The organism is Microbacterium sp. K36, assembly GCF_004794355.1.
GTDB lineage: Bacteria > Actinomycetota > Actinomycetes > Actinomycetales > Microbacteriaceae > Microbacterium > Microbacterium paraoxydans_D.
Genome location: NZ_SSDN01000056.1, coordinates 61817 through 81718 on the forward strand (window position 1 = coordinate 61817; position 19902 = coordinate 81718).

General features: G+C 70.6%; 16 protein-coding genes. 3 read left to right on the forward strand and 13 right to left on the reverse strand.

What is annotated here, in order from left to right:
* The first annotated feature begins 42 nt into the window (after positions 1 to 42).
* Positions 43 to 990 (forward strand): endonuclease domain-containing protein, encoded by a 948-nt coding sequence (locus tag DW296_RS05250; protein WP_136051379.1) that lies wholly within the window; start codon positions 43 to 45, stop codon positions 988 to 990.
* Here the strand turns inward: DW296_RS05250 and DW296_RS05255 are convergent.
* The 5 genes from DW296_RS05255 to DW296_RS05275 form a co-directional block, all read right to left on the reverse strand.
* Positions 985 to 1764, reverse strand: coding sequence for an alpha/beta fold hydrolase (locus DW296_RS05255; RefSeq protein ID WP_136051380.1), 780 nt, complete (start codon positions 1762 to 1764; stop codon positions 985 to 987). The two genes, DW296_RS05250 and DW296_RS05255, sit on opposite strands and share 6 nt — an antisense overlap.
* A gap of 35 nt (positions 1765 to 1799) precedes the next feature.
* The gene (locus tag DW296_RS05260; protein WP_136051381.1) at positions 1800 to 4442 is read right to left on the reverse strand and encodes a penicillin acylase family protein; all 2643 of its coding nucleotides are present in this window, start codon (positions 4440 to 4442) and stop codon (positions 1800 to 1802) included.
* A 132-nt stretch (positions 4443 to 4574) separates the two neighbouring features.
* Positions 4575 to 6410, reverse strand: a complete 1836-nt coding sequence (locus tag DW296_RS05265) for a YhgE/Pip family protein (RefSeq protein ID WP_136051382.1) — start codon at positions 6408 to 6410, stop codon at positions 4575 to 4577.
* Positions 6407 to 7201 carry a hypothetical protein gene (locus DW296_RS05270; RefSeq protein ID WP_205807841.1) on the reverse strand — a complete coding sequence of 265 codons (795 nt, stop codon included), beginning with the start codon at positions 7199 to 7201 and terminating at the stop codon, positions 6407 to 6409. The genes DW296_RS05265 and DW296_RS05270 overlap by 4 nt, the downstream gene beginning before the upstream one ends.
* Positions 7198 to 7824, reverse strand: a complete 627-nt coding sequence (locus DW296_RS05275; protein WP_136051383.1) for a TetR/AcrR family transcriptional regulator — start codon at positions 7822 to 7824, stop codon at positions 7198 to 7200. The genes DW296_RS05270 and DW296_RS05275 overlap by 4 nt, the downstream gene beginning before the upstream one ends.
* Before the next feature lie 201 nt (positions 7825 to 8025).
* Between DW296_RS05275 and DW296_RS05280 the strand changes: the two genes are divergently transcribed.
* Positions 8026 to 8730, forward strand: a complete 705-nt coding sequence (locus DW296_RS05280; RefSeq protein WP_168428987.1) for a GntR family transcriptional regulator — start codon at positions 8026 to 8028, stop codon at positions 8728 to 8730.
* A gap of 50 nt (positions 8731 to 8780) precedes the next feature.
* Here the strand turns inward: DW296_RS05280 and argG are convergent, their stop codons facing one another.
* Complete coding sequence (argG, locus tag DW296_RS05285; protein ID WP_136051385.1) at positions 8781 to 10226, reverse strand: argininosuccinate synthase; 1446 nt, start codon at positions 10224 to 10226, stop codon at positions 8781 to 8783.
* Positions 10227 to 10341: 115 nt separating this feature from the next.
* On the opposite strand from argG, the gene DW296_RS05290 reads away from it, so the two are divergent.
* Positions 10342 to 11049, forward strand: coding sequence for a ZIP family metal transporter (locus DW296_RS05290; RefSeq protein WP_062637612.1), 708 nt, complete (start codon positions 10342 to 10344; stop codon positions 11047 to 11049).
* Between the two features lie 22 nt (positions 11050 to 11071).
* Here the strand turns inward: DW296_RS05290 and DW296_RS05295 are convergent, their stop codons facing one another.
* From DW296_RS05295 to DW296_RS05325, 7 genes are all read right to left on the reverse strand, one after another.
* Positions 11072 to 11479 (reverse strand): pyridoxamine 5'-phosphate oxidase family protein, encoded by a 408-nt coding sequence (locus DW296_RS05295; protein ID WP_136051386.1) that lies wholly within the window; start codon positions 11477 to 11479, stop codon positions 11072 to 11074.
* Positions 11480 to 11566: 87 nt separating this feature from the next.
* Entirely contained in the window at positions 11567 to 12265 is a 699-nt protein-coding gene (locus DW296_RS05300) for a phosphotransferase family protein (RefSeq protein ID WP_136051387.1), read from the reverse strand.
* Between the two features lie 27 nt (positions 12266 to 12292).
* Positions 12293 to 13393 (reverse strand): DUF4064 domain-containing protein, encoded by a 1101-nt coding sequence (locus DW296_RS05305; RefSeq protein WP_240742990.1) that lies wholly within the window; start codon positions 13391 to 13393, stop codon positions 12293 to 12295.
* The gene (locus DW296_RS05310) at positions 13390 to 14136 is read right to left on the reverse strand and encodes a hypothetical protein (protein ID WP_240742991.1); all 747 of its coding nucleotides are present in this window, start codon (positions 14134 to 14136) and stop codon (positions 13390 to 13392) included. Before DW296_RS05310 ends, DW296_RS05305 begins: the two co-directional genes overlap by 4 nt.
* Before the next feature lie 130 nt (positions 14137 to 14266).
* Positions 14267 to 17806 carry a PKD domain-containing protein gene (locus DW296_RS05315; RefSeq protein ID WP_240742992.1) on the reverse strand — a complete coding sequence of 1180 codons (3540 nt, stop codon included), beginning with the start codon at positions 17804 to 17806 and terminating at the stop codon, positions 14267 to 14269.
* A 213-nt stretch (positions 17807 to 18019) separates the two neighbouring features.
* The gene (locus tag DW296_RS05320; RefSeq protein WP_136051390.1) at positions 18020 to 19072 is read right to left on the reverse strand and encodes a VWA domain-containing protein; all 1053 of its coding nucleotides are present in this window, start codon (positions 19070 to 19072) and stop codon (positions 18020 to 18022) included.
* Positions 19069 to 19902, reverse strand: an 834-nt coding sequence (locus tag DW296_RS05325; RefSeq protein ID WP_136051391.1) for a VWA domain-containing protein, incomplete at its 5' end; no start/stop codon positions are given. The genes DW296_RS05320 and DW296_RS05325, both read right to left, overlap by 4 nt.

Consider the following 19902-nt stretch of genomic DNA (forward strand, 5'->3'; position numbering starts at 1 on the left):
GACTCCCCGTCCCGCCGTGTCGCGCCAGGCATCCTCCGGGATGTGATCGCCCACTCCGGACCCCAGCGCGCAACAGAGGTCTTCGACTCCACGGTCTTCACTCGAGCGGATCTTCGCTCCGCAGGGCTGAGGGGGCGCGAGCTGACCGCCCTGGTGCGGAGCGGGCGGCTTCTGCGACTGCGCCGGGACCGATACGCCCGCCCGGATGTGGATCCTGTCGTCGCGGAGGCCGTGCGCATCGGAGGTCGCGTCACCTGCGTCTCCCTTCTTCAGCTGCTCGGGGTGTTCGTGCTCGCGGCCCACGGTGTGCACGTGCAGGTCGAGCCCCATCGCTCGCGGTTGGGGCGTCGAGACGCGGAGGCTCACAGGGTGCACTGGGCAGAAGACGGCGCAGCGAGTACGCTGCACGTCACCTCCCTGGATGCGGCCGTACGCCATGCCGTCCGATGCCAGTCGCCCCGGGCGTCGGTGGCCACCCTGGACAGCCTCCTCCATCAGCGCCTCATCACGATGGACGAACTGCGCGCGATCTTTGCTCGGCTGCCGCAGCGGTTCGGCGCGGTGCTCGCCCTGGCCGACGCGTCATCCGAGTCGGGGCCGGAGACCTTCGTGCGGCTCCTCCTCCGGTCGCTCGGTGCCTCATTCGAGACACAGGTCCACATCCCCGGCGTGGGTCGAGTCGACTTCGTCGTTGATGGATGGCTGATCGTCGAGTGCGACAGCCGCGCCTTTCACGAGGGATGGGCGAAGCAGCAGCGGGATCGTGCGCGGGACATGGCGGCCGCTCGTCTCGGCTATGTCACGATCCGGCCGCTCGCCGCTGACATCCTCTCCGACCCCGCAGGCACGCGAGAGGCGCTGCGGGAGGTTATGGAGGCACTCGGGCCCCAGCTCGTCGGCGCTCGCCGTTCACAACTCAGGAGAAAGGGCAGCCGCAGCCTGCCTCGGCCGCCGAACCGCCCCAACGCGCCGCGATCTCCTGAGTTATGAACGGTCGACGCGAGGGGTGCGGGCGGCGAAGGCCTCGATGAGGCGGGCGGCGGGCTCGGAGTCGCTGATGAGCGTGCCGTGGCCGTGGTCGGGGATGACGGCGAGTTCCGCCCCCGGGATCGCATCCAGGATCACCTGGCACCAGCTCATCGGGGCCAGCGGGTCGTCCTCGCCGCGCAGCACCAGGACCGGGCAGGCGATGCGGACGAAGGCCTTCTCCGGTTTGTGGACGATGGTCGCGCGCATCTTGCGGATGAGGTGCGGGCCACCGCGGAGGTACTCGCGGGCGCCGCGCCAGATCACGAGGGGGCGCTCGCCCACGAGGTCCTGGAGCAGGTATCGGGCCTGCGCGCCGACGTTCCTGGCCGCCTTGTCGACGGTGGGTCCCGCCAGCACGACGCCGGCGACGAGCTCGGGATGCCGGGCGGCGAGCTCCGCGGCGATCTGACTCCCCATCGAGTGCCCGATCACCACGACCGGATCCGCGTCGACATGACGGAGATACGCGGCCACGAGGTCGGCGTGCCGCTGCATGGTCAGTGTGCGCGTGGGCTCGGGGGCCTCACCGAAGCCGGGGAGGTCGAGCGCGATCACCCGTCCCTGCAGTCGCCGGGTGAGGTCGAGGTAGACGCTGCGCCCCATGCCGATGCCGTGCAGCAGGAGGTAGGTGGGCGGTCCGTCGCCGAAGGTCTCGGCGATCAGGGTCGCTCCTGCGTGCTCGAACTCGAGGAGGGTGGCCGGCGTCCCCTTCGGGGCGAGGTAGCTGGTGGGCACCTGTCCACGCTAGCCGAGCACCCTCCACGCGCCTCTCAGCCGACGGGGGTGAGGGTCAGGGTGTCGACCGCGGCTGCCTCCACGGCCTTCGGAGTGAACGCCCATGGCCGCTGCACTCCCGTGGACCAGTCCTTCGTCTGATCGACATAGTGCTCGTGGAACGCATGGCCGGAGGCGCCCGTGAGGTGGATCCAGGTCGAGTCGTCGAAGTCCGCGAGGTCGACGACCATCCGCATGGACGGGACGGTCGTGGTCGCGTACGAGACGCCGAGCTGCCATCCCGTCGCATCGACCACGGACGCGCCGCCCCCGACGGGGTAGGGGCCACGGTTGAACAGGGCCTCGATCGGCGCGATGCCGGACGACCCGAACGTGTCGCTGGTGAGGGTCAGGGCGTGCAGGCCGCCCCAGCTCCACCGGGCGACATCCGTGCCCTGGAGCCCGGACAGCTCGTCGTACGCCTCCTCGGCCGACAGCGCGAGCATGACGTCTCGTCCCTCGACGTCGAGACGCGGGTTGCTCCACAGCGGGTCATCGGGATCATCGAGCATCGCCCCGACGACGGTGAACAGGCGGCCCTGGCCGTCGATGGGCAGGGGCTGCTCGCGCTCCGCGAAGATGTTTTGCACCAGGTTCGACCACAGCACGTTCGCGTACGCGGCTCCGGCCGAGGAGGCGCTGTTCTGCGCGTCCCAGCCCAGGAGCAGCTCGACGGCCTGCTGCGGCCCCTCGCCCTCGACCTCGATGTCCGCCATCGCGGCGGCGAGCTGCTTGCCGATCCACATCTCGCCGTCCATCTGGATGTCGCGCATGTCCTCCGCGGTCAGCGGGCCGGCGGCGGCGCGTCGTTCGATGAGGTGGGCGATGCGGGCGGCGCGGTAGCCCTGGTCCCAGTCCCGGGAGAGGAAGTGCTCGTAGTCGTCGGTGACGATGGCGTTGTTGGCGGTGACGATGTACCCGGAGCCCGGGTTGTACGACACGGGCAGCTCCTCGAACGGGATGTAGCCGGTCCAGTCGTAGCTGCTGTCCCAGCCGGGCTGCGGCATCCAGCCGTCGCCGGCCCCGCGGATCGGGAGGCGGCCGGGGGTCTGGTAGCCGATGTTGCCGTCGACGTCGGCGTAGATGAGGTTCTGCGCCGGGACGTCGAACAGCGAGGCCGCGCGGCGGAAGTCCTCGAAGTCCTGGGCGGTCGACAGCGCGAAGATCGCCGTCGCTGTGGTGCCGGGGTCGAGCGCCGTCCATCGCAGGCTCACGGCGTACTCGGCGGCATCGGAGCCCGGGGCGGTGGGAATGCTGCCCTCGGCGGTGAGCCCGGGGGTCGGATCGTCCGCGATCGCGGTGAAGTCGTCCGTGAGGCCGGAGATGATCGGTCCGTGCACGGTGGACCGGATGGTGAGCTCGATGTCGTCCCCGCCGGCGACCTCGATGGTCTCCGTGCTCTCCTCCAGCGGCACGAGCTCGCCGTCGCGCCAGTAGGAGTCGCCCTCGACGCGCTCGACATACAGGTCTGTGACATCGGTGGTGAGGTTGGTGAAGCCCCACGCCACGCGCTGGTTGTGGCCGATGACGATGCCGGGCAGGCCGGAGAACGAGAACCCGCCCACGTCGAACGGGCAGTCCTCGTCCACCGTCGAGCACTTGAGCTGCACCTGGTACCAGACCGACGGGAGCGAGGCGCCGAGGTGCGGGTCGTTGGCGAGCAGCGGCATCCCGGACTCGGTGAGGTCGCCGGAGACCACCCAGGAGTTGGAGCCGATTCCCTCGCCGACGTCGCCGACGAGCATGCTCGCCGCCTCGATGACGGAGGACGTCTCCTCCCACTCCACCGTGGTGAGCGCCTGCTGCGCCTCGCCGTCGCCCGCGGGCACCGTGAACGCCGCAGGCTCGGCTCCGGTCTCCAGCGGCGGGACGGTGGAGATGGTGGGCACGATCACCGGGTTCCGGTCGAAGGGGTAGTCCGGGTAGAGCGTGCCGAGAAGTCCGTCCACGTCGGCCTCGGGATCCTCGGCGAGCTGCCCCGCGAGGAGCGCGCGCTCGGTCTCGTCCTCGACGTTGGTGCGGAGATCCCAGGCCATCGCCTTCAGCCACGCCACCGAGTCCGCCGGCTCCCACGGTTCCGGCTCGTAGTCGGGGTTCTGCAGCCCGAGGACGGCGTACTCGAGAGACAGCTCCGCGCCCGAACGGGAGGACAGGTAGGCGTTGACGCCGTCCGCGTAGGCCTCGTAGTAGCCGCGGGTGACGTCGTCCATCGCCTCCACCTCGGCCTCGGCGGTGGTGTGCCAGCCCAGCGTGCGCAGGAACGCGTCGGTACCGGCCTGGGAGGCGCCGAACAGCTCGGCGACCCGACCGGAGGTGACGTGTCGGCGGAAGTCCATCTCGAAGAACCGGTCCTGCGCGTGCACGAAGCCCTCGGCGAAGAAGAGGTCGTCCGAGGAGTCGGCGGTGATCGTGGGCACGCCGCTGGCGTCGCGCTGCACGGTGACGTCCGCCTTCAGCCCTGCGAGTGCGGTCGAGCCGGAGGTCTGCGGGAAGGAGCGCTGGATGGTCCAGGTCACGAAGAACGCGCCTGCGACGGCCACCACCACCAGCGCGGCGATCACGACGAACGCAATGCGTCCGATGCGGGCGACCAGAGAAGGACGCGGGGAATCAGCGGACGCCGTCGAATCGGTCATCATCGTCGAGAACTCTTTCGGGTAGCCAGGTGGGACTCAGTCCCACCGAGCCCCAGTGCGCGTTTCACGGGTGCGCGCTCTCGAATCATAGCCGCCCCGCGCTCGCCGCGGGACGGTCCGCGGCGAGCGGAGGGCTCAGCCGATGAGGCTGGGCTGCAGATCGCGGAGCGTCCGGCGGTGCGTCATCCGGGTCACCCCGATCATCGCCAGCAGCAGCGCCCCGACGAGCCAGGCGCCGAGCACCGCCAGGTCCCAGCCCGCGCGGGCGTAGTCGCCGCCGTACATGAGCTGTCGCATGGCGTCGACGACGTAGCCGAGGGGCAGCACATGGTGCAGCGCGGCCAGGGGGGCGGGCAGCGTCTGCCAGGGGAACGTGCCGCCCGCTGTGACGAGCTGCAGCACCATGAGCACGAGGCCGAGGAACTGCCCCACGGAGCCGAGCCAGACGTTGAGGGCGAGGATGATCGCGGCGAACGTGGCCGAGGCGAACATCATCACCCCGAGGGTGCCGAGGGGATGGTCGAACGTGAATCCGAGCGTCAGCGCCAGGATGCCCATCAACCCGAGCATCTGCACGGCACCGAGCATCGCCGGGGTCAGCCAGCCTGCCAGCGTGATCCGGATCGGGGAGTGCAGCGCCGTGACGGCCCTGCGGGAGATCGGCTTCACGATGAGGAACAGCGCGTAGATGCCGATCCACGCGGAGAGGGCGGCGAAGAACGGGGCGAGGCCCGCGCCGTAGTCTTCGGCGGAGGCGACCTTGTCGCTGGACACCTTCACCGGGTCCGCGATCGTGTCGGCTTGCAGGGAGCGCAGGTCGGGGGTGGAGGCGGGGATCGCCTGCACGCCGTCGGCGAGCCCGTCGCGCAGCTCCGCGGTCCCGGAGGACAGGGTCTGCAGGCCGTCGCGCAGTTGGGCGGCGCCCGAGTTCGCCGCGGCCGCTCCCGTCGCGAGAGTGCCGGCGCCGCCGGCGAGCTCGCTCGCCCCCGACGCCAGGGACGCAGACCCGGCGGCGAGCTGGTCGACCTTCCCGACGGCGTCCTGCACCTGGGCGTTGCCCTCCTCGATCCGGGTGCCGAGAGGATCCAGGCGGGCGAGCACCGCATCGATCTCCTCGGGCGCGAGTCCCTGCTCGGTGAGGACGTCGGTGATGTCCGCGCGCACCTGCGGCAGCGCATTCGTCGCCTCCTGCACCGCGGCTCCGGCCCGATCGGCGACGTCGGCGAGTTGGCGGTTGCCCGCGCTCACCTGCTGGGCACCGTCGGCGAGCGTCTTGGCCCCGGAGGCGAGCTGCGCCGAGCCGTCGGCGAGCTTCGCGGTGCCCTCGGCGAGCGTCGTGCTCCCGGAGGCGGCGCTGCGTGCGCCGTCGACGAGCTGTGTGGCGCCGTCGGTCGCGGAGATCAGATTGTCGCGCACGTCGCTGAGGCCGGTCAGCAGTCGCTCCGCGGCCTCGCTGCCGACCATCTCGGCGACGGAGCTGCGGATCTTCTCGACGGCCTGCGATCCCATCGACGAGGCGAGGTAGTTGTTCGCGTCGTTGGTCTCCAGCTCGATCCTGGACTGATGCGGATCGTCGCCCGCGGCGGAGGTGAGGGCGGCGGAGAAGTCCGAGGGGATCGTCACGGTGAAGTCGACCTCGCCGTGGCGCAGCGCATCGGCGGCCTCGTCCTCGGTCATACGCTGCCAGTCGAAGGCGTTCCCCTCGATGAGGTTCTCCGCCACGTCCTCGCCGTAGTTGACGGTCTCATCGGTTGCCGGTTCCGTGCCGGTCGTCGGTGCGGGAGCGCCCTCGTCGTCGACCACGAGGGCCACGGGGACCTCGGAGAACTTCGCGTACGGATCCTGGTTCGCCCACAGGTAGAGGCCGCCGTAGAGGATCGGCACGCAGATCAGCGCCACCAGGGCGAGGATGCCCATCCGGCTCGCGGACAGGCGGCGGAGCTCGGCGGCGATCATGGCGGGAACCTTCATCGCTCTTCTCCTTCGTCGTCGGTGGTGGGTTCGTCGTCGGTGGTAGGTTCGTCCGCGGTCGTGGAGTCGTCGGTGGGGGTTTCCCCGTCGCCCGTGGGCTCGTCCGGCGCGGGTTCGCTCTCCTCGGGATCGTCGGTCGCTTCGGGGCGCTCGAGCACCAGGGGCTCGATCGGTCCGGACGCGTTGATCGCATCGAACTCGTGCATGCGCTCGAGGGCGACGGCGGCGGAACCGCCGACGATCACGAGCATTGCGTACCCGCGGTCCGCGAACTCGGCCGCGATGCGCCACCATCCGTCCGGGCTGCCGCCGTGACGGTCCGGGGCGACGAGCACGATGCCCTCGACGCCTTCGCGGAGCACGGCGAGCTCGCACAGGATGCGCACGCGGGCGGCCGGGTCCACCGAGCCGATGGGAACGGAGGCGAGTTCCTGGTACCCCACCCGGCCGAGCCAGCGGCGGGCGTGGAGCGGGGTCGCGCCGCGTCCGGCGAACATCAGCTCCTCACCGACAACCCCGGCGAGGGTGATGTCCGGGTGCGGGTCGCTGACGTCCGGGGCATCCACGAGCGCGACGCGACGGCGCAGCTCCTTCGGGCTCGCCTCCGCGTCGATCGTGACACGGCCCGTGTCCGGACGCATCCGCCCGCTCGCGATGAGGCCGAGCACGGTCGGGCGCTGCTCGGTCTCCGCGAGCGCGTAGCGGACGGCGCCGGAGTGGAACTCGAGACTCATGGACGGAAGCGCCTGGCCGGCGCGGCCCTTGCTGACGTCGTGCAGTGTGATCCTCATGCGCGGACCTCCTCGTGGTCGGCGGCGATGTCCGGATGGGCGCTCAGCAGTTCGTCGGCCTCGCGCCAGGAGAGTCCGGCGATGCTGAGCACGGCCCGGACCGCGAGGTCCTCGGCACCGCTGCTCTGCACGTCGGTGCGGGAGACGACGGTGCGCGCCATCTCCTCGATCAGCCGCGCGAGGGTGGGGCCGGCGAGGTCCGTCCGGAAGCTGCCGTCCTGCTGCCCCCTCCGCACGAGGGCGGCGACACTCCGGCGCAGCGGCGCCAGGGCGGCGGCGGTGTGCTCCACGTGCGCCTCGTCGAGGGCGAGCGCGGCGGCGACCTGGATATGCGCCGCCTCCTCCCAGAGCCGGGCGGCCAGTCGGGCCAGGGCGAGGCTTGCGTCCGGCTCGTCGATGGAGGCCGCGATGGCGTTGAAGCGCTGGGCGCCGGTGGAGACGAGCTCATGGATCAGAGCGTCCCGATCCTCGAAGTGCCCGTAGAGGGTGCGGCGGGACAGGCCCGCGGCCCTGGCTATCGCGTCGAGGGAGGCGTGCGGGTCGGTGGCAAGGGCGCTGCGGGCCGCGGACAGGATGCCGGCGCGGTTCTCCGCGGCGTCGCGACGAAGGGCGCGAGTGGTCATCCGTCCATGGTAATAACATGCACAAAGCTGTGCAAGATAATTCAGGAACCTCGCAGTGTGCTGCTCCCGCGGTCGGCCGTCGAGTCTCCTCCGGGGCGCACCGTGGTATGTTACGCGTCGCGCTTCGGCGCATTCTCAGAGGAGAGACCGGTCCGGACCGGGACTCCGGCGGGATCGGTCATGGAACGGCGGGGGGACGCCATGATCGAGAAGAAGAACGACGTGCATGCCGGGGGCGGGGCACCGGCGGGCGATCGGCACGGTGGTCTGCAGGGCAGGCTGACCGACGCGATCGTCTCAGGCGCGCTCGCTCCGGGGACACGGGTGGACGAGCGCGGGCTCGCGGCCGCCTTCGGTGCCGGGCCGGCAGAGGTCCTCCGGGCCCTGGACGGCCTCGCCGCCGCCGGCCTCATCGCGGTGCGCCGCGACGGCACGCGGTGGGTGACCGCGCTCGATGGAGACCGGGCGCGCGATGTGGTGGCCCTGTTCGGCGACGTCTGGATCGGCTCGGTCCGGCGCACGATGGCGCTGCTCCGCACCGACGACCTCGCGTATCTGGACGAGCTCGTCGACGATGTGGCGCTGGCGGTGCGGTGGCGGGACGGCTCGGCCTTCGGTGGCGGCCTGCGCGCTCTCGCCGTCGCTTTCGCCCGGATCGAGGGCAACACGGAGCGGGCTGAGCTCGTCGGGAATCTGGGGACGCTTCTCGAGTGCGTCGCCCGTCGTGCCGGGAGCGTCTTCGACTGGTCGGATGTGCGCACGTCGGTCGCCCGGATCGCCGTCGTGCTCGCCGAACGCGACGCCACGGCGATGCGCACCGCCCTCGTGGACCTGTTCGACGATGTGCTGCCGGGAATCGTGGACCGTGCGGTGACGCCGCCTCTTCCGCTCGCCGCGGCGTCCTGATCGCCGGACGCGAGACGGGCGGCCGGTGACCGGGCGCCCGTCTCGCGTGCTCAGTCGGTGCCGGAGTCGAAGGCCGCGCGCTCGGAAGCGGTGTCGACGGCGTCCGCGAGGTTCTCGTCGGCCTCCGAGATCGAGCCGTGCACCGACTCGGTGATCTCGGCGGACTCGCCGGCGGTCACCCGGCCGACGAGCTCACCCGTCGCGCCGCCGACGAGGCCGAGGCCCGCGTACTGCTCCAGGCGCGCGCGGGAGTCGGCGATGTCGAGGTTGCGCATCGTGAGCTGGCCGATCCGGTCCACGGGGCCGAACGCGGCGTCGCCGACGCGCTCCATCGACAGCTTCTCCGGCCCGTACGACAGGTTCGGGGAGACCGTGTCGAGGATCGTCCAGTCGTCGCCACGGCGCAGGCGGATCGTCACGGTGCCCGAGATCGTCGAGCCGACCCAGCGCTGGATGGACTCGCGGAGCATGAGCGACTGCGGCTCGAGCCAGCGGCCCTCGTACATGAGGCGGCCGAGGCGGCGACCCTGCTCGTGGTACGTCGCGAGGGTGTCCTCGTTGAGGATGCCGTTGACGAGGCGCTCGTACGCGATGAAGAGCAGCGCCATGGCCGGGGCCTCGTAGATGCCGCGCGACTTCGCCTCGATGATGCGGTTCTCGATCTGGTCGCTCATGCCGAGGCCGTGGCGCCCGCCGATCGCGTTCGCCTCCTGAACAAGGGCCACCGGGTCGCTGAACTCGACGCCGTTGATCGCGACCGGACGGCCGCCCTCGAACGTCACCGAGACGTCCTCGGTCTCGATGGCGACGGAGGGGTCCCAGAACTTCACGCCCATGATCGGGTCGACGGTCTCCAGCGACACGTCGAGGTGCTCGAGCGTCTTCGCCTCGTGGGTCGCGCCCCAGATGTTCGCGTCCGTCGAGTACGCCTTCTCGGCCGAGTCGCGGTACGGGAAGCCGTGCGCGACGAGCCACTCGCTCATCTCCTGGCGACCGCCGAGCTCGGTGACGAAGTCCGCGTCGAGCCAGGGCTTGTAGATGCGCAGGCGGGGATTGGCGAGCAGACCGTAGCGGTAGAACCGCTCGATGTCGTTGCCCTTGTAGGTCGAGCCGTCGCCCCAGATGTCGACGCCGTCCTCCTTCATGGCGCGCACGAGCAGGGTGCCGGTGACCGCGCGGCCGAGCGGCGTGGTGTTGAAGTAGGTCTTGCCGCCGGAGCGGATGTGGAAGGCGCCGCAGGAGAGCGCGACGAAGCCCTCCTCGACGAGCGCCGTCTTGCAGTCGATGAGGCGCGAGGCCTCGGCGCCGTACTCCAGCGCGCGCCCGGGGATCGAGGCGATGTCGTCCTCGTCGTACTGTCCGAGGTCACCCGTGTAGGTGAAGGGCACAGCGCCCTTGTCGCGCATCCAGGCGACGGCGACGGAGGTGTCGAGTCCTCCGGAGAAGGCGATGCCGACGCGCTCGCCGACGGGCAGGGACTGGAGGACCTTGGACATGGCTCCCAGTCTATCGGCGCGCGACCCACCCCCTTTCGTGTGTTCCGGCCCCTTTCGCACGCACGCAGAGGGGTGGCTCGCGCGAAAAGGGGTGGGTCGACGGGAAGATGGGCGCATGGGTGGAGCGATTCTGTGGGGAGCCGTCGCGGCGGCTCCGCTGTTCGTCGGGGCGGTGCTCGCGATGCTGCGCACCTGGCCGCCGCGGTGGCTGGGCATCGTCCTGGGGTTCGGCGCCGGAGCGCTGATGGCCTCGATCGCCTTCGAGCTCTGGGAGGAGGGGCTCGACCGCGGCGGTCCCATCCCGCTCGTCACCGGCGTCGCACTCGGAGCCCTCAGCTACTACATCGCCGCCCGCATCCTCGACGCCAGAGCCGCCAGGAAGAAGGGCGAAGCCGGGGGAGGTCAGCTCGCGGTGGGGGCCCTCCTCGACGGGATCCCGGAGCAGCTCGTGCTCGGCATCGGTCTCGCCTCGGGGGAGCCGGTGAGCATCGCGCTCGTCGTCGCCATCCTCGTCTCGAACCTCCCGGAGTCCATCGGCTCCGCCGCCGACCTGCTCGACGGCGGCATGCGACGGAGCAGGGTACTGCTCCTGTGGGCTGGCGTCGCCGTGGTGTGCGCGCTCGCCACCGTCGCCGGATTCGCACTGGCCAGCGTGACCGGCGAGGTCTTCCGTTCCGGGGCGAGCGGTTTCGCCGCGGGCGCCCTGCTCGTCATGCTGGTGGACTCGATGGTCCCGGAGGCGCAGTCGAAGGCGAAGGAGTCCACGGGGCTGGCGACCGTCCTCGGGTTCGCGCTCGCCGCGGGTCTCGCCTTCGCCTCCTGAACGGATCGGCGGCGGCGCCGGCTCAGAGGCCGCTGTTGCGGGCGTCGCGACGGACGCTGCGCCCCGTGATGCGCTCGATCCGGAACGTCAGCGGGAGGTCCCGGTCGTCGCCGGCCCACGGATGCACCCGCGCGGCGGCGCCGGCCGCCTCCTCCTCCGGGACCCGTGACAGGGTGCCGTGCATCAGCACGCTCCACCCCAGGCCGCCGATCGGATCGTGGTAGTCGACCTCGAACGAGACCTCGGCCGACTCGCGGGAGAGTGCCGCCAGGTGGCCGTCCGGTGACGTGCGAAGGAGCAGGTCGTGCCCCGAGACGACGAAGTTCACCGGATGGATCTCCACCCGGCCGTCGTCGACGAATCCGATCCTGCCCACCGTGGTGGTCGCCAGTAACTCGTAGGACTGCTGCTCGTCGAGTTCGTTGATCATGCGGACACTCCCTCCCCGTGTGCCGCCAGTGTAGCCACGGCGCCGCGGATCATCGAGGGTGCGGACCGGGAATCACCCGGTGAGGTGTCAGGGCGACCACGCCTCCAGCTCGACGCAGAGAGCGGCGAGATACTCGGGAGGGCCGGCCTCCGCGAACCACAGCCACAGCTCTGCAGCGATCACCGGGTACCATGCGCGGACCCGGTCGGGATCAGCGCCGTAGCCATCGATGAGCGCCCGCTCGGACCGCGGGTCCTTCCTGGCGGCTCCCCACGCGGCTCGGGCGAGCTCCCGCAGCGGGTCGCCGCAGTGCGCCGCCTCCCAGTCGACGATCCCGGAGACACGTCCGTGCTGCGCGAGCAGGTTGCCGTCGGTCCAGTCGCCGTGGCAGAAGACGACCCCGGACGACGGCGGGATACGCAGCGGGAGACGAGGCCCGCCGGCGGCGCGGTACCGCTCGATGATCGTCGCATCGTCGGGCGCGGGAAGGAGGTCCTCCGGAGCGGCGAGCCGATGCAGGGCACGGAGCAGGGGCGCTGAGGCCCGGAGACCCGCGATCCGGGCCTCGGCGTCGGTGTCGTCGAGGCGGGCGCCGGGGAGCTCCGTCATGAGGATCGCGGCCGGCTGCTCCTCGACCACCTCGGGCACCGGGAGCCCGGAGCTGACGAGTGCCCGGAGGGCGCGCAGCTCGTTGTCGTGTCGCGCCGGATCGGAGAGGCGCTTCTCGACCAGCCGTCGTCCGCCGCGCTCGACGAGCCGCACCGCGCCGACCGCTCCCTGCCTCATCCCGTCATCCTCGCACCGGGCGGACGGTCACTCGAAGCCGGGGTAGTCCTGCAGTCGATCCTCGAACTCGGCGCGGTCGGCCTCGCTGAGCACCTTGCCGGCCATGACGACGAGCTGGAGGCCCTCGACCGGCTCGCCCGTGCGTGCGCTCTGCGCCTCCCGGGAGCTGCGGAAGCCGCCGTCGGCGTCGTTCGACAGGTCGTAGATGTTCGCGTAGAAGCGCAAGGGGTCGGGGTAGTTCTCCGTGTAGTACTCCCACGTCGTCTGCGTGCGCGGGTCGTCGCTGCCGTAGAGCTTGGCGATCATGGTCGGGTCGATGCCGGAGTTCGCGGGGTCGTTGAACGAGTAGAGATTCCACAGGCCGTGGGCTGCCACGACCTCGTCGATCGCGGCCATCACCTCGAGCTTGCGCGCATAGCCCTGCACGGGCTGCTCGGTCGCCCAGGCCGCCGACGTGTACTCGGACAGCATCGACTCCCCGCCGTAGCCGTTGCGCTCCGGCCGGATGTCCTCGTCGCCCACCTGAACCCACGTGAACCCGAAGTCGGCGGAGAGCCGCTCCCGGATGTCGGTGAAGAGAGCGTCGGCCTCGGCGCGCACCTCCTCCATGGACTGCTGGGTGAGCGCTTCCTGCGGGGCCGTGCCCTTGATGCCCGGGTACGCTTCCGCGTGTCGCTGTTCCGCGGTCTTCGCGCCCTCGTAGTTGCCGGACGCCGAGGTGCGCAGCGCGCTGAGCGCCCCGACGGTCGCGACGTTGAACAGGATGGTGAGGACGAGCGCGATGATCCCGAGGCGCCGTCCTCCCGGGGTGAAGAGCGCGGCGACGATCACGCCGAGCACCACGAGCTGCAGCGTGATCATCGTCACGCCGTACAGCAGGTCGGTGCCGCCGACCACGAGCGTGCCGAACAGGATCAGGACGAAGAGGATGGCGGCCACCAGGGCGATCCAGCCGAGAGCGTTCGCCGCGGGCTTCTTCTCCTCGGTCGGCAGCGGGGAGAGGACGGGCGGAGTGGGACCGACCTGCTGCTGTCGCCGGGCGCCGCGGTACCCCCCGGGCGGCGGGACCGGTGGGGCGCCCTCGGTGCCGCCGACATACCGGGCGCGCTGTCGCTCGTGATCGCTCACCACGGCTTGTCCGCTCCGGTGCCGCCGGGTTCGTCGCCCTGCTGCTGATCGCGTTCCTGCGTCCCCTGCTCGAGCTTGTCCTGGAGATCCTGCAGCTTGTCCTCGGACGGCTGCGGCTCCTCCTGCTGTTCCTGCTCCTCCTGGGGCTGCTGTTGCTGCTCCTGCTGCTTCTGCTTGAGACGATCCTCGGTGCTGTCGAGGGTGTCCGCCATGTCGCGCTCGGGATCAGGGGACTGCTGCTGCGCCTCCTCGCTGTGGCACTCCTCCGGGGTCTCGACGGCGACGGTCAGCGCCTCGCCGTAGAGAGCTGTCGCGGCGGCGCCGTCTCCCTCGGCCCTGGCGGCATCGCCCATCCGCTCGATGACGAGGGCGAGGTTGATCCGGACCGCGCACACCTCGAGCCCGGTCGCGAGGTCGAGTGAGCGCTCCAGCTCTGTGCGGGCGGCAGGGAGTTCCTCGGCGCCGGCCATCGCGGTGCCGATGTTGTACGGCGCCTTGTACGGCTCGAACCAGTTCAGGACGTCCTGTCCGCGCGCCGAGGCCTCGGAGCCGGCGAAGTCGTCGACGACGTACGCGGTGATGGCCTGATGGGCGAACGCATACATGCTGAGCAGCTTGCCGACGAAGAGCAGCGCGGCGAGGGTGAGCGGGATCGTCCCGATCGCGACCCAGCGGCGGATGAGGCGCCGACGGCGGTTCGAGCGGAGGAGGGCTGCGGCGGTGTCGTCCTGCGCAGGCGTCACGACGCACCTCCTCCCCTGTCGTCGGCGTCTGAACATCCTATCCGCGACGATCGGGCGCGACGGGTACGGCGATGCGACGGACGCCGACCCCGGCTGATCGAGGTCGGCGTCCGTCGCGTGTGCGGTCCGGTTACTGCGCAGCCTTGACGCGGAACGTGTCGAAGGACACGCCGAGCGGCGCGGTCGCGCTCGCGGAGCGGCTGCCGCTCAGGCCCACGCCACCCGCCGGCAGCGGGGTGGTGTCGGTCGCTCGGAGCTGCCAGTCGGCGGGCTCCGCGGCATCACTCGCCCAGAGCTTCGCGACGAGGGAGACCTTGTCCGTCCCCGTCACGGCCGCCTTGAGGGTGTACGCGGTGCCCGGAGTGACCGTGACGCCGTTCAGGGTCCGGGTCGCGAGGACGGTGCCGTCGCGGTGCGCCACGAGCCAGACCGTGCCGTCCGGGCGGAGCCAGGCGCGGACGAGGTACCGACCCGCGGAGGAGTCTCGGGCGATGACCCCGATGTAGGAGCCTCCTGTGCTCGACGGCTGATCGACGCGGAAGGTCGTCTCCAGCGCCGGGTTCGGCACCGACGGGGCGTTCAGCGTCGCGTGCCGGGTGTCCCCCGCGGCCAGCTTCAGCCTTCCGGAGCCGTCGGCGACGCTGGCCGCGGCTGCGGACCCGCCGGCGATCTTCCAGGCGCCGCCGGCGAGGGCTTCGCCCCAGCCGGGACCGGCCGTGCGGTCGAACTCGTCGCTCGCGAGCGGCGCGGGCTCCGCCACCACGGCTTCCCGGGTGGTCGTCGCCGAGCCCCCGACGTCGTCCGTCACGGTGAGGGTGACCGTCCGCGTGCCGGCGGTCGCGTAGGTGTGCGTCGCCGACGCGCCTTCGCCGGTCGTGCCGTCGCCCCAGTCCCAGCGGTAGCTGCGGACGGTGCCGTCGGCGTCCGTCGATGCCGACGCGTCGGCCGACACCGTCAGCCCCGAGGTCGAGAGCGTGAACGAAGCCGTGGGCAGCGCGTTGGCGCCCTGGACGAGGACCGGTTTCGTGACCGATCCCATGAGGCTCTGGCTGTCGGTGATCGTGAGCTTGACCGCGTACGTGCCGGGCTTCGCGTACGTGTGCGACGGCGTCTTGCCGGTGCCCGTGGACCCGTCGCCGAAGTCCCAGCGGTAGTCCGAGATCGTGGCGGAGCCGGGCGGCACGGACGTGCTCGCGTCGAAGGTCGCGGTGAGGCCGCTTGCCGCGGCCGTATAAGCGGCGACGGGGGCTGTGGAGCCATTCCCGACGCTGTAGTGGGTCTTGACCTGTCCCGCGGTCAGGCCATACGGGTAGACCGCGAACTCATCGACATTGCCGACCAGGTGGGCATCGCCGGCAAGGTTGGCAGGGGCGGCAAGCGTCTTGGTCGGCTCATTCGCCCAACCCTTCAGCCTGCCACCGCCAATCTTCCAGTACCCGTTGAAGTCCTGCGCTTTGGTGACGGTAGGGAGCTGGCCGTCGAGCTTTCCGTCGATGAAGAGCTTCATTCCCTCGGGGCTCACCGACGCGACGACATGATGCCAGCGGTTGTCGTTGTATGCCGTCGCGGTCGTGAGCACTTTGGTGCCGTCGTTGTATACCCCGAAGTTCAGGCGGCCATTGTCTGACATGTAGACGGTTCGGTCGTAGTTCTTCGAGAAGAAGCCAGCGGCCGAGCTCTCGAAGTCGAACAACACGCCGCCCGCGGTCGTCGAGGTCTGGAACCACATCTCGGCCGAGAACGATGCTGGCGCCGCGGCCTTCGTGGTCGTGTCGACTCGTCCGGTCTCTGTCCCGTCGAGGGCTGTCGCCCCGGCCACGCCCTTCGGCACGCCTGATGACCGAGGCGTCGCTCCTGAGCGGATGAGCGGGCTGTTCGTACCTGCCACATCCTGCGCGACGGTTCCCAACGGGTAGTACAACTGGGGGCCGTCAGCGAGCACGGCGTTGGAGTACGCAGGTGTGGACGCGCCCGCCGTGGCGGTCGTCGTCTTGCTCGAAACCGTGTGGCCGTTGCTGTCCGTGGCGGTGAAGGTGTACTGCTGCTGTGCGCCGACCGGAGCCGTCGTGTCCTCGAAGCTGACTGCGGGCAGGTTCCACCACGTGGAGTCCACCTTGGTGGTGAACAACGGGGTGGTCGAGTCGGCGCGGCGCAACTCGTATGTGAGCGTGAGATCGTCACGGTCCCAGTTGGCGGGAATGGTGACCTTCACGCGCCCGGGGGTGAGCGAAGTCGCGGTCGGCACCCACTTGTCGCCGGAGAGGCGCGGTCCGTCCTTCGGGCCCTCTGGAGGGGTGGTCGAGAAGCGGACGAGTCCTTCGAACTGTCCGTTGTTGACGGAGCGGAACTCGCCGCCGATGGAGATCATGTTGCCGGTGCCGGTGATCGACAACCCGGCCTGACCGAGTCCTGTGGTGGTCCCGACCGCCCAATCGGGTGACCAGGCGTACGGCGACGGGGCGGGCGTGCCGCCCCAGTCCTTGCGACTGGGCGCGGTCGGCGCGGGTGCCAGCGTTCCGCGAGCATCCGCCGTGTACGCCTCGGAATAGCGGTGTACGCGGGGAGCCTGCTCCGGGTGGAGTCCCAGAGTTTCGCATGAATGCGTGTGGCTGGTCGTGTAGACGACCTTTCCCGTGGAGTAGACGCCGTAATGGTCGCCGAGGCAATCCGCGATCCAGCGCACCTTACCGGTGCCGGCCTCGGCGGCGAAGGTGCCCTCGAGGCTGCCCGTCGCCGCGTTGGCGAAGCCCCAGCCTGTGCCGTACACGCCGGTCGCGTCGGTGGCGAGACCGAACGTCCCGGCCTTGCCGGCGTAGATGCCGGAGCCGGCGCCGTTCTTGACCGTCTTCGCCAGCTCCCACTCGGTGTTGAGGGCGCCCGTGGTCTTGTCGACGGAGGCGCTGCCGCGCATCTCGGTGTTGCCGTTGACCTGGGAGAAGCGTCCGCCCACGATCGTGTCCGCGCCGGCAGGGTCCATGACCATGGCATCGACCTGGAGGTCGGTCTGCGGGGCCCACGGACGGAGGGCGCCGTTGGTGGTGTCGAAGGCGGCCAGGTTCTTCCGCGGCGAGCCGTTGGCCTGGGTGAACAGGCCGCCCGCGTAGACGGTCGTCCCCGAGGTCGCCAGCGCATAGACGCCGGATCCGCCGATGGAAGGCACGAAGCCCGGGACGAGCTCACCGGTCTTCGCGTCGATAGCCGCGATGTTCCAGCGGTCCTTGCCGTTGACCTTGTTGAACGAGCCGCCGATGTAGATGCGGGAGCCGTCTGGCGAGGCGGCGACGGCCTTGATCACGCCGTTCACCTGCGGGGCGAACGGCAGCAGCGCACCGGTGTCGATGTTGTAGGCGAGGACGTTCGAGCGCGCCGTCAGTGCGGTCCCGGGAGGGGCCTTCGGCTCGCGGGCGTTGTCGAACTTGCCGACCGCGTACACGATCGAGCCGATCGTCGTCTGCGCCCAGACGTACCCGTTGTCGATCTGCACGGTCGGGATCGGATCGGATGTGACGACGTTCTCATCCCGCTGCAGCAGCGGAGGCAGTCCGCCCGGATCGTCGGCAGCCGCGGCAGCACCGCCGCCGAGGGCGACCAGCCCCGCGGTGACCATCACCCCCACGATCGCCCCAGCCACGCCCGTGCGTGCGCGCTTCCAGACAGCACTGTTCCCCATGTGTGTTCCCCAGTCATTCGATGGCCGACCCCACGTCGGCACGACATCGTCGGACGATCGACCGCGAGAGCTCCCCCAGAGATGCTCGGACCGCGGCGGTTCGTTCCGACGAACCCCCACCGAAGGCACAGAAGCCTCCGACAGGTAACACAATACCATCGCCGGACGCGGAGTACACGCCGTACCGCACGGATGCCGGGGTCTCGAGGTTTGTCAGGGGGTGTCGAGGGGAGCGTGCCGCCCCGCGCGAGGCGCGCGAAGACCTCGGAGTCGGGCGACCAGGATCGTCGCGCGGGTGAGCTCCACGCCGAGCGCGGCGAGGACGACCAGCGCGGCGACCCAGTACAGCTCGATCACGTTCCCCACCTCGCCGGCGTCGGCGTAGGCGGTGGTGCTCGACGGTGCGGCGGGGAGGGCTGGGGCGACATCCGCCTCCCGGTGCTCGTACCCGACGCCGAGCTGCCCGGCGATCGTCTCGAGGTTTCCCTCGTCGATGACGGAGAGTGCATCGGAACCCTGGTACTGGATGTACTCGGAGCCGTTCTGGTCGAGCCCGCCTGTCGTGACGCGCATGGGACCGCCCTCCGTCGTGCCGTACCCGAAGACGGCACCCGCGTCCGTGTAGCGCGCGCTGTCGGCGAAGGACTCCGGGGCGGACCCCGTGGTCTGCTCGCCGTCGCCGAAGTAGAAGACCATGCGCGAACGGTCCGGCGATGACTCCGCTGCGGCGGCGAGGGTCTCGCTCAGCAGTGGAGCGGCCACGCCGATCGAGCTGCCGCGCGACTGGCTCGTGACCTCGGGGCGCAGCACGTCGAGTGAGCCGAGCAGGGCGGTGGTGTCGGTGGTCAGCGGGATCCTCAGCTGGGCTGCCGCATCCGAGGTGAGGAGGGCGAAGCGGGCTCCCGGGTACTCCTCCACGAGCGCGCGCACGTCGGCGCGCACACCGTCGAGTCGGGGAGAGCCGTCGTCCCAGTCCTCGGCCACGATGCTCGCGGTCGTGTCGACGACGAGCACGATGTCGGTGTCGGTCGCCAGGGTCTGCGTGGAGCCTCCGGGAAGCCCCGGCCGCAGCAGCATCACGGCGCAGGCGAGCACCATCACGAGCCGCAGCGTCCACAGCGACCGGTGCACGGCGAGAGCGCGTCGGTCGGTCACGACCTCGCCCCCGGCACGCGGAGCGCGCACGAGCATCCAGACGGCCACGCCGGCGACACCGGCGCACAGCAGCAGGATGAGGAACACGGGGAGCACGGGCTGGAAGATCACAGGCGCACCCTCCAGACCAGCACGATGAAGCCGAGCGCGAGGACCGACAGGACGGCGATCCACAGGTTCGGGGTGTCCGTCCAGACCACCTGCGCCTCGCCGCGCAGTGCCGTGGCCTCCTGCTTCTGGACCTCGTCGATGATGTCCCCGACCGTCGTCGTGTCGCGGAGCCCGTAGGCGGCGCCTCCCGTGGCCTCGGCGGCGGCGGCCAGCTCGGCGCTGACGTCGGCGTCCTTGCCCTCGACCGGGTTGATCGCGAACACCCGCACGTCCTTCGAGGCCGCATACGCCGCGGCCTCGTCGAGCGTCACGATCGAGGCGCCGTTGATCTCGTTGTCCGTCGCGAAGATCACCGACCGGGACCGGTCGTCGTCCGGGTGATCGAAGCCCATGGTGCAGGCCGCGAGTCCGTCGCCGATGAGGGAGGCTCCGTCGCCGTTGAGCGTGCCGAGCCAGTGCTCCGGGATCTCGTCCACGTAGTCGAAGCTCGACATCATGCTCGCGAGGTGCTCGCGGATGAAGTCGTAGTCGTCGGTGAGGGGGAAGATCTGCACGGGGGAGCTGTTGAAGATCGTCAGGCCGATGCGCTCGCCCTCGAAGCCGTCGAGCAGCTCGTCGAACACGGAGAGCACCTCGACGTCGACCTCCGACATCGAACCCGACACGTCCAGGCACAGCATGATGTCGCGGCTCGTGTCGACGGGTTGGACCGTCTGGGCGGACATCGGACGCGCGGCCACGACGCCGGCGGCCAGCGCCGCCCCCGCGCCGAGGGCGAGCAGTCCCGTCAGGGCGACGGCGCGACGGGACAGCGCCTGGCGGAAGGATGG

What these genes read in the sequence shown, in the direction of transcription:
- DW296_RS05290 (WP_062637612.1), top strand. Translation starts at nt 10,342, where the DNA reads ATGGGTGGAGCGATTCTGTGGGGAGCCGTCGCGGCGGCTCCGCTGTTC.
- DW296_RS05300 (WP_136051387.1), bottom strand. Translation starts at nt 12,265, where the DNA reads ATGAGGCAGGGAGCGGTCGGCGCGGTGCGGCTCGTCGAGCGCGGCGGA.
- DW296_RS05270 (WP_205807841.1), bottom strand. Translation starts at nt 7,201, where the DNA reads ATGAGGATCACACTGCACGACGTCAGCAAGGGCCGCGCCGGCCAGGCG.
- DW296_RS05280 (WP_168428987.1), top strand. Translation starts at nt 8,026, where the DNA reads ATGATCGAGAAGAAGAACGACGTGCATGCCGGGGGCGGGGCACCGGCG.
- argG (WP_136051385.1), bottom strand. Translation starts at nt 10,226, where the DNA reads ATGTCCAAGGTCCTCCAGTCCCTGCCCGTCGGCGAGCGCGTCGGCATC.
- DW296_RS05315 (WP_240742992.1), bottom strand. Translation starts at nt 17,806, where the DNA reads ATGGGGAACAGTGCTGTCTGGAAGCGCGCACGCACGGGCGTGGCTGGG.
- DW296_RS05275 (WP_136051383.1), bottom strand. Translation starts at nt 7,824, where the DNA reads ATGACCACTCGCGCCCTTCGTCGCGACGCCGCGGAGAACCGCGCCGGC.
- DW296_RS05265 (WP_136051382.1), bottom strand. Translation starts at nt 6,410, where the DNA reads ATGAAGGTTCCCGCCATGATCGCCGCCGAGCTCCGCCGCCTGTCCGCG.
- DW296_RS05295 (WP_136051386.1), bottom strand. Translation starts at nt 11,479, where the DNA reads ATGATCAACGAACTCGACGAGCAGCAGTCCTACGAGTTACTGGCGACC.
- DW296_RS05260 (WP_136051381.1), bottom strand. Translation starts at nt 4,442, where the DNA reads ATGATGACCGATTCGACGGCGTCCGCTGATTCCCCGCGTCCTTCTCTG.